Annotated in this window: 1 protein-coding gene and 2 pseudogenes (1 of these 3 running past the window's edge); 2 read left to right on the forward strand and 1 reads right to left on the reverse strand. The window is 70.7% G+C overall.

The genetic code is table 11. The annotated features are described in order from the left end of the window. Positions 1 to 283, reverse strand: a pseudogene (locus tag BZY54_RS43855) (TIGR03767 family metallophosphoesterase); the annotation flags it as partial. A gap of 1,011 nt (positions 284 to 1,294) precedes the next feature. Here BZY54_RS43855 and BZY54_RS54155 point away from each other — a divergent pair. Both BZY54_RS54155 and BZY54_RS43865 read left to right on the forward strand, forming a co-directional pair. Then, positions 1,295 to 1,714 (forward strand): MBL fold metallo-hydrolase, encoded by a 420-nt coding sequence (locus BZY54_RS54155; RefSeq protein WP_244217626.1) that lies wholly within the window; start codon positions 1,295 to 1,297, stop codon positions 1,712 to 1,714. A 48-nt stretch (positions 1,715 to 1,762) separates the two neighbouring features. Then, positions 1,763 to 1,883: pseudogene (locus BZY54_RS43865) on the forward strand (ATP-binding cassette domain-containing protein) (its annotated part continues 204 nt past the right edge of the window); the annotation flags it as partial.

Genomic DNA, 1,883 nt, shown 5'->3' on the forward strand with positions numbered 1-1,883 from the left:
GGCTCCAGCCGGGGCCGTCGCCGAGGCGGCGGTAGCCGGAGCTGTCACGGGCCGCTGCGACCGTGGCGAGCGTGGTGCCCTTGGTGTACGGGGCGAGGGGCGCGGCCGGCGCCTGACGGGAGTGGGCGGTCGGCACCTCCCCCTGGGCCGGGGCGCCGGCGGCCCGGCTCTCCTCGGGCCGCAGGGCGAGTCCGACGCCCGCGGCGAGGGACGCCGCCCCGGCGGCGAGCAGGGCGCGACGATGCAGAGCGGCCGTCGTGGCGGCAGAGCGGGTGCGCGACATGGAGTGGTCCCCCCGATGCGAACGCGTCAGCGAGCAGTGGTCGCGGGTCCGTCGCTGTCGCGAACGTCCCGCTCACTCTGGATCGTGGGCACCGGCGGTGACCTGCGCGCGAACGCGAACGCAACGCACGGCGCCGATCGCCGTACGTGGATCTTGGACTACCCTGAGCGTTCACGACCGCTCGTCGGACGGCCGGGGGACGGTCACTCACTGTTCATGCCGCGGGGTAGCGGCCTCATCCCCGGGGAGCGCGGACCGGCCCGACGCGGGACGCTTCCAGGCGCAGCGTGAGCCCGGGTGTCGCCGAGGCCGACCCGCCTCAGCCCGGGCACGGCGGTGAGTTCATGCCAGGCGGCGAGATCCGTCGAACCGCTGACCTGGTGGGGATACCTCCCGCCCGAGCGGGGACTGCGGTCTTCCGCCCTGACCACGGAATCAAGGCTGACGAACCCGACCGGTGGCCCAGTGACCTTGGATCTGCCGGGCCAAGCGGCTCCGAGGACCGGTAGCCGGTTCGCTGGGCCGGCCCTCCCGTCGTCGGGGCCTCATGACGGATGGAAAGAGCGCCGTCCTTGATCGGCTGGGACGGCTTTCAGCGGTCCCACCAAGACGACTCCAACCGGCCCCAGTCGGAGGGACGTTCGGGGGCACCGAGAGGTAGTGGCCAGGTGAAGCGGCCCCACCCTGGCTCTTGCGGTGGAACGGTGGACGCGGTCCACCGAGGTGGGTGCTGTGGATGTCCTTGTCCCAAGCAGGAGCTGTTCGACCGGATCCGCCGGGACAGTGGCAACAGCAGCTGCCGATCCGGGCATTGCCGCGGAAGTATGGCGCGCACCGGCGTCCGCCGATCCGGGCCAACTCGCCCTGCGGACGGTCGATCAGCGGATGACCTGGACGTCGGCGACAACGTCTTTCACCTCAACCACGGCCTCGCGCCCGGCGGGTGCCGAAAGCGATGGATTTGGCTGCGGATCGCGGTCTCAGCACTGTGACCAACCGATTGGAGTGGAGATGGGCAAGCTGAATCAGGTGGCCGACGGCGTCTGGGTCCGGCAGAGCGAGTGGGTCTGGAGCAATTCCATCGCGGCGCGCGGGGAGGATGGGTTGATCCTGATCGATCCCGGCATCGACGGCTCCGAGTTGAACCGACTCGCCGATGACGTGGACCGGCTCGGCATTCCGGTGGTCGCCGGGTTCTCCACCCACCCCCACTGGGACCACCTGCTTCCCACCGGACACCGGTCGGTGATCACACGGCGACTGTCACTGTTGACGGCGTCGGCGACTCGGCCGGCAGGAAGCAGCTACCTGCTCAGAGAGCTTTGGTCAGCGAACCTCGATGAGCACGGACACCGGTCGGCCTCCTGTGGCGCCTCGGGTTTTCCCCACCCGGGATCCGCCGGCAGCCACCATGGTCCGCAACGACCGTGATCCGTAGCTTCGAGTCATCGACTCGAGAAGATCGCGAGGGGGCGGACCATGAGGCTGCGCAACGGCAAGGGGCAGGCGACGGACGACCGGCCGGAGGCTGAGGGCACACCCGGTCTCGCCGTCGAACTGCGCGGCGTCCGGCGGCAGTACGGCCGTGGTGCCGGCGCCG

Source organism: Streptomyces carpinensis, from assembly GCF_002154505.1.
GTDB lineage: Bacteria > Actinomycetota > Actinomycetes > Streptomycetales > Streptomycetaceae > Streptomyces > Streptomyces carpinensis.